This is a genomic window from Streptomyces sp. NPDC056948, assembly GCF_042674225.1.
Taxonomy (GTDB): domain Bacteria; phylum Actinomycetota; class Actinomycetes; order Streptomycetales; family Streptomycetaceae; genus Streptomyces; species Streptomyces purpurascens.
The window spans coordinates 23,075-29,192 of sequence record NZ_JBHUQX010000063.1; the positions used below are offsets into that span (position 1 = coordinate 23,075).

The window sequence follows — 6,118 nt, forward strand, 5'->3', positions numbered from 1 at the left end:
TCAGTCCTTCACCGCTCCGCCCAGTCCGGAGACCAGGCGCCGCTGTACGAGTACGAAGAAGACCAGGACGGGGATCGTCATCACCGTGGAGGCGGCCATGACGCCGCCCCAGTCCGGGTCGTCGGGCTTGTAGAAGACCAGCAGCGCCATCGGCAGCGTCGACTGGGAAGTGTCACTGATGATGAACGACTTGGCGAAGAGGAAGTCGTTCCAGGCGGAGATGAACGAGAACACGCTGGTGGCCACGAGACCCGGCAGGACGAGAGGGAAAAGGATCTGCCAGAGGAATCGCGCCCGGCTCGCCCCGTCGATGTACGCGGCCTCCTCCAGCGCCTCCGGAACGCCTTTCACGAACCCCCGCAGCATCCAGATCGCGAAGGGCAGCGAGAAGGCGATGTGGGGCAGGATCAGCGAGCCGAGCGTGTTGAGCTGACCGAAGTCCCGCATGAGGAAGAAGAGGGGGATCGTGAGGGCTTCCACGGGCACCATCTGGGCCACCAGAAACATGATCAGCAGGGTGGTCCGCAGGCGGAAGCGGAATCGTGTCACGGCGGTCGCGGCGAGAAACGCGATCAGCGCGGAGGCGATCACGACACAGCTCGCGACGACGAGGCTGTTGAGGAAGTAACGGCCGAATTCCTGCTGCCCGAAGACGCGCCGGAAGGAATCCAGGGAGGGCGCGAGAGTCCACGGCCGGGGCTCGCTCGACTCGATCTCCCCGGCCGGTTTGAAGGCGCTGAGCACCATCCAGTAGAGGGGGAAGGCGACGACGACCGCGATCAGCAGGGCCGAGGCCTCGGCGGCCAGCCGCCCCGGGCGGCGGACACGGGCGCGTAGAAGATTCACAGTTCCTCCCCCTGCCGGCGCAGCAGCCGCAGGTACACCAGCGTGACGGCGAGCAGGATCAGCAGCATCACGACGCCGATCGCCGAGCCGAGGCTGTACTGCGAGGACGCGAACGCCTGCTGGTAGGCGTAGACGTTCAGGACCAGGTTCTGGCCCGCGATGCCGCCGCCGTTCGTCATGACGTAGATCTGGGTGAAGACCTTGAAGTCCCAGATGACCGACTGGATGGTGACGACGACCAGGATCGGCCGGAGCATCGGGGCGAGTACGGAGCGCCAGACGCGCCACTGCGAGGCGCCGTCCAGGGCGGCCGCCTCCAGCACCTCGGAGGGCACGGCGCGGATACCGGCGTAGACGGTCACCATCACGAACGGGAAGGAGCACCACACCACTTCGAGCAGGACGAGGAAGAAGGCGCTGAGACGCCCGTACGTCCACGAGTGGTCGCCGAGGCCCAGCATCCGGTTGACCGGGCCGAAGTCCGGGTCGAAGAGGAACAGCCAGACCGTGGAGCCGGTGACGGCCGGGGTCGCCCACGCGCCCAGCGCGGCCAGCATCAGCGCGAGCCTCGGTACGGCCCGCACGCGGGTGAGGAGCACGGCGAGGGCGCAGCCGACCGCGAGCGTGGAGACGACGCAGGCCGCCGCGAACAGCACGGTGGCGAGCAGCACCTGCCAGAACTGCGGGTCCCCGAACAGCTCGGCGTAGTTCCCGAACCCCTGGAACGTGGCCGGTTCGCCGCCGCTGACCTGGGCCTGGGTGTACTCGAAGAACGAGATCAGGCCGAGTTGATAGATGGGGTAGACGAGCAGCCCGCCGAGCACGACGAGCGCGGGCGCGAGATACAGCCAGGGCGTCCAGCCGCCTGAGCGGAGCGCGGACCTGCCCGGGCCGCCCCGGCGCGGGGCCGGCCGCCGGGCACGGCCGACTCGCGCGTCACCGGACTTGGGCCCGGCCGGAGGCCGGCCCACGGCCGGCGCCGAGCCGGCCACGGAGACCGACCCCACCACGTCGGCGGCCCCACCCGATTCGGTGCGGTCGTTCATCCGGTTCACCCGGCGGAGCCGAACGCGGTGTTCATCTTCTTCGCGGCGTCCTCGGAGGCGGCGGGCACGTCCTTCTTGCCCGCGATGACCTCCTGGAACATCGTCGGCAGGACGAGCGAGGAGTCGATCTGGGCCCAGGCGGGTGAGGCGGGGACGAACTTGGTGCCGGCCGAGAGCGTCTGCACGAAGGGCTTCACGAACGGCTCCTCGGTCGCGACCTGCTGCCGTACGTCCGTGAAGGTCGGCAGGAAGCCCATCGCGCCGAAGAGCTCGGTCTGCGTCTTCTTCGAGGCGAGCTGTTCCATCAGCTCGACGGCGAGCGTGCGGTGCGAGGTGCTCTTCAGGACGCCGATGTTGTTGCCGCCGGCGAAGGCGGGCGCGATCGAGCCGGACTTCACACCCGGCAGCGGGACGACGGCGTACTTGCCCTTGACCTTCCCGGCCTCGACGGCGGTGTGGCTGAAGTCGCCGCCGATCGCCATCCCGGCCTTCCCGGCGGCGAAGGCGGAGATCGTGTCGTTGCCGCCCATGCCCGCGCACTTGGCGGCCGGACAGTTGTCGTCGCCGAAGAGGGACGTGTACGCCTTGATGCCCTTCTGGGCCTCCGGGCTGTCGATGCCCGAGGCGTACGAACCGCCCTTGCCGTTGGCGAGTTCACCGCCGTTGGCCCATACGAACGGCATCGCGCCGTAGGTGTAGGCGCCGCCGACGACGAGCCCGTAGAGGTCGGGCTTCGCGGCGCGGACCGCTCGGGCGGTGGAGGCCAGTTCGTCCATCGTCTTCGGGGGCTTCAGACCCAGCGCCTCGAAGACGTCCGTGCGGTAGTACAGGGCGCGGACGCCGACGTAGAACGGGGCGCCGTACATCTTGCCGTCCACCGTCACCGACTGCTTCGCGGTCGGGTCGGTGTCCTTCGCCTCGCTCCAGTTCCCGAAGTCCTCGGTGACGTCGAGGAGTCCGCCGTCCTTCACATAGCCGGCCGTGTCGGTGTTGCCGTACTCCATGACGTCGGGAGCGGAGGCGGGGTCGTTGAAGGCGGCCTTGACGCGCTGGGCGCGGGTCTCGATCGGGATGTACTCGACGTTGACCTCGGTGCCCTTGTGGGCCTTCTCGAAGGCGGCGACGACCGAGTCGACGACCTTCTCCTTGGGGGTGTTGCCGACCTCCTGGAAGAGCCAGACACGCAGTGCGCCGGTCTTCTCGTCCTTGTCGGAGGAGGAGTTACTGGAGGTCTGGGGTGCGCAGGCGGTGGCCAGCAGGGCGGCGAGCGCCGTGAGCCCGGCAAAACGGACGGACAGCTTCATGAAGTGCTCCTCCGAGGGAGTGTTGCAACATGCGCAATGAAGGTTTCGCTGTGCACAACACATCGGAGGCTAGGGACTGCATGAACACGACCACAAGAGGTCTCAACCACTCTGTGACCGGCAGACGCATCCCGCGCAACGCCCGGACAGCACAAAAGCCCCCAGGGCACGCAAAACGCACCCTGGAGGCCTTACGCCGCACGGGCCGGGCGCTACTTGTCGCCCTTGCCCTTGTCGTCGTCGCCGGAGCTCATCGACTCGTAGATCTCCTTGCACATGGGACACACGGGGTACTTCTTCGGGTCGCGGCCCGGCACCCACACCTTGCCGCACAGCGCCACGACGGGGGTGCCGTCGAGGGCGCTCGCCATGATCTTGTCCTTCTGGACGTAATGGGCGAAGCGCTCGTGGTCACCGTCACCGTGCGAGGTCTGCGGCGTCGGCTCTACGAGGGTCCCCGTACCAGTCCCGCGCTCGGGCTCGAGAGTGCTCATAGGCCCCAGGGTACTGAAGCTCACACGCATCAGTTGAGCGAAGGGTCGTCCGGATACGTCGCCACCATCGCCAGCTCGTTGCGCTGGCGGCGCAGGACCTCGCGCCAGAGCCGCTCGGGACACGGGCACGAGACATCGCCGGGCTCCGACTCCACGACGTACCACGCGCCGTCCACCAGCTCGTCCTCGAGCTGGCCCGGGCCCCAGCCGGCGTATCCGGCGAAGATCCGCAGGGAGCCGAGGGCGGAGGCCAGGAGCTGCGGCGGGGCCTCCAGATCGACCAGACCGATCGCGCCGTGCACCCGGCGCCAGCCCAGCGGGCCGGCCTCCCCGGACGCCCCGCCGGGGACGACCGCGACCCCGAGGGCCGAGTCCAGCGAGACCGGACCGCCCTGGAAGACGACGCCGGGCTCGCCGGCGAGGTCCCCCCAGCCCTCCAGGATGTCGTTCACATCCACCGGGGTGGGGCGGTTGAGGACGACACCGAGGGAGCCCTCCTCGTCGTGGTCGAGGAGCAGCACCACCGCGCGGTCGAAGTTCGGGTCCGCCAGGGCGGGGGTGGCCACGAGCAACCGCCCTGTGAGCGAGGACACCTCGGTCATGGCAGACATGATCCCGCATCTTCCCTCCGCGTGGGGAGGCAATGAGGGGACGCGAGGGCATGCAGCCATGAATCGAAGATGTGGCCTGGTAAGGCCTCGGATGAGGGCGGTGGCGGGAGACGGGCGGGCGCACTGGTGCGTCGTGCGCGCACGAAAGTGACCGTGACCCCATGTGCCCGGCACGGAACGGTTCGTGTTGTGACAGAGCTATGACGTGTCTGGGTCTGACTCAGGCTTACAGAAGGGGGGTGGTGGGCGATTACCCTTTCCCTTCTGGCCCCTGCCCGACTCCACGGAACGCGAGATTCATGACCGTCAACGACGATGTCCTGCTTGTCCACGGCGGAACCCCGCTGGAGGGCGAGATCCGTGTCCGCGGTGCGAAGAACCTCGTACCGAAGGCCATGGTGGCAGCGCTGCTGGGCAGCGCTCCGAGTCGGCTGCGCAATGTTCCGGACATCCGTGACGTACGGGTCGTGCGGGGTCTGCTGCAGCTCCACGGTGTGACGGTCCGTCCGGGGGACGAGCCCGGCGAACTGGTGATGGACCCGACGCGCGTGGAGAGCGCCAACGTCGCTGACATCGATGCCCACGCCGGTTCGAGCCGTATCCCGATCCTGTTCTGCGGTCCGCTGCTGCACCGTCTCGGCCACGCCTTCATTCCCGGGCTCGGCGGCTGCGACATCGGCGGCCGGCCCATCGACTTCCACTTCGACGTGCTGCGGCAGTTCGGCGCGCGCATCGAGAAGCGGGACGACGGCCAGTACCTGGAGGCGCCGCAGCGGCTGCGCGGTACGAAGATCCGACTGCCGTACCCGTCCGTCGGCGCGACCGAGCAGGTGCTGCTGACGGCCGTCCTCGCGGAGGGCGTCACGGAGCTGTCCAACGCGGCCGTCGAGCCGGAGATCGAGGACCTGATCTGCGTTCTGCAGAAAATGGGCGCGATCATCGCGATGGACACCGACCGGACGATCCGCATCACCGGTGTGGACAAACTCGGCGGCTACACCCACCACGCCCTGTCGGACCGGCTGGAGGCCGCGTCCTGGGCGTCGGCGGCGCTGGCGACCGAGGGCAACGTCTACATCCGCGGCGCGCAGCAGCGCTCGATGATGACGTTCCTGAACACCTACCGCAAGGTGGGCGGGGCCTTCGAGATCGACGACGAGGGCATCCGCTTCTGGCACCCCGGCGGCCAGCTCAAGTCCATCGCGCTGGAGACGGACGTCCACCCCGGCTTCCAGACCGACTGGCAGCAGCCGCTGGTGGTGGCCCTGACCCAGGCCACGGGCCTGTCCATCGTCCACGAGACGGTCTACGAGTCCCGCCTCGGCTTCACCTCCGCCCTGAACCAGATGGGCGCGCACATCCAGCTCTACCGCGAGTGCCTGGGCGGCTCCGACTGCCGCTTCGGCCAGCGCAACTTCCTCCACTCGGCCGTCGTCTCGGGCCCGACCAAGCTCCAGGGCGCGGACCTGGTCATCCCCGACCTCCGCGGCGGCTTCTCGTACCTCATCGCGGCCCTCGCGGCCCAGGGCACGTCCCGAGTCCACGGCATCGGCCTCATCAACCGCGGCTACGAGAACTTCATGGAGAAGCTGATGGAGCTCGGCGCGAAGGTCGAGCTCCCCGGCAAGGCGCTGGGCTGACCTCACGCAGGGCCCACGCCCGCCCGGCCGACGCCCGCGGGGGTCATTCCCCCCGGGCCGGTCGTAGTCGCGAGCACAGCGCTCGGCTGTCCGCCTGAGGCACAACGCCCGTCCGGCTGGGGGTCCGGGGGTTAGCCCCCGGGCAAGCACAGCATGGAGAAGCTGATGGAGCTCGGC

6 protein-coding genes are annotated in these 6,118 nt (G+C 68.7%); 1 reads left to right on the forward strand and 5 read right to left on the reverse strand.

The genetic code is table 11. The features are described from left to right. The 5 genes from ACFTZL_RS11100 to ACFTZL_RS11120 all read right to left on the reverse strand — a co-directional run bounded on the left by ACFTZL_RS11100 (position 1) and on the right by ACFTZL_RS11120 (position 4,292). On the reverse strand, positions 1-846 hold the full coding sequence (locus tag ACFTZL_RS11100; protein ID WP_193478365.1) for a carbohydrate ABC transporter permease: 846 nt from the start codon (positions 844-846) through the stop codon (positions 1-3). Further along, positions 843-1,892, reverse strand: a complete 1,050-nt coding sequence (locus tag ACFTZL_RS11105; protein WP_382580356.1) for a carbohydrate ABC transporter permease — start codon at positions 1,890-1,892, stop codon at positions 843-845. The genes ACFTZL_RS11100 and ACFTZL_RS11105 overlap by 4 nt, the downstream gene beginning before the upstream one ends. A 5-nt stretch (positions 1,893-1,897) precedes the next feature. Next, on the reverse strand, positions 1,898-3,196 hold the full coding sequence (locus tag ACFTZL_RS11110; RefSeq protein WP_382580358.1) for an extracellular solute-binding protein: 1,299 nt from the start codon (positions 3,194-3,196) through the stop codon (positions 1,898-1,900). A gap of 212 nt (positions 3,197-3,408) precedes the next feature. Then, entirely contained in the window at positions 3,409-3,690 is a 282-nt protein-coding gene (locus ACFTZL_RS11115; RefSeq protein ID WP_003990595.1) for a DUF3039 domain-containing protein, read from the reverse strand. Positions 3,691-3,719: 29 nt separating this feature from the next. Continuing rightward, positions 3,720-4,292: a YqgE/AlgH family protein gene (locus ACFTZL_RS11120; RefSeq protein WP_382580364.1), complete on the reverse strand. Its 573-nt coding sequence runs from the start codon at positions 4,290-4,292 to the stop codon at positions 3,720-3,722. A 308-nt stretch (positions 4,293-4,600) separates the two neighbouring features. Here ACFTZL_RS11120 and murA point away from each other — a divergent pair, with 308 nt between their 5' ends. Next, entirely contained in the window at positions 4,601-5,941 is a 1,341-nt protein-coding gene (gene murA / locus ACFTZL_RS11125; RefSeq protein WP_382580360.1) for a UDP-N-acetylglucosamine 1-carboxyvinyltransferase, read from the forward strand. The last annotated feature ends 177 nt before the right edge of the window (positions 5,942-6,118 follow it).

Coding starts and splice junctions, on each gene's coding strand:
- ACFTZL_RS11115 (WP_003990595.1), bottom strand. CDS start 3,690: ATGAGCACTCTCGAGCCCGAGCGCGGGACTGGTACGGGGACCCTCGTA.
- ACFTZL_RS11120 (WP_382580364.1), bottom strand. CDS start 4,292: ATGACCGAGGTGTCCTCGCTCACAGGGCGGTTGCTCGTGGCCACCCCC.
- murA (WP_382580360.1), top strand. CDS start 4,601: ATGACCGTCAACGACGATGTCCTGCTTGTCCACGGCGGAACCCCGCTG.
- ACFTZL_RS11110 (WP_382580358.1), bottom strand. CDS start 3,196: ATGAAGCTGTCCGTCCGTTTTGCCGGGCTCACGGCGCTCGCCGCCCTG.
- ACFTZL_RS11105 (WP_382580356.1), bottom strand. CDS start 1,892: ATGAACGACCGCACCGAATCGGGTGGGGCCGCCGACGTGGTGGGGTCG.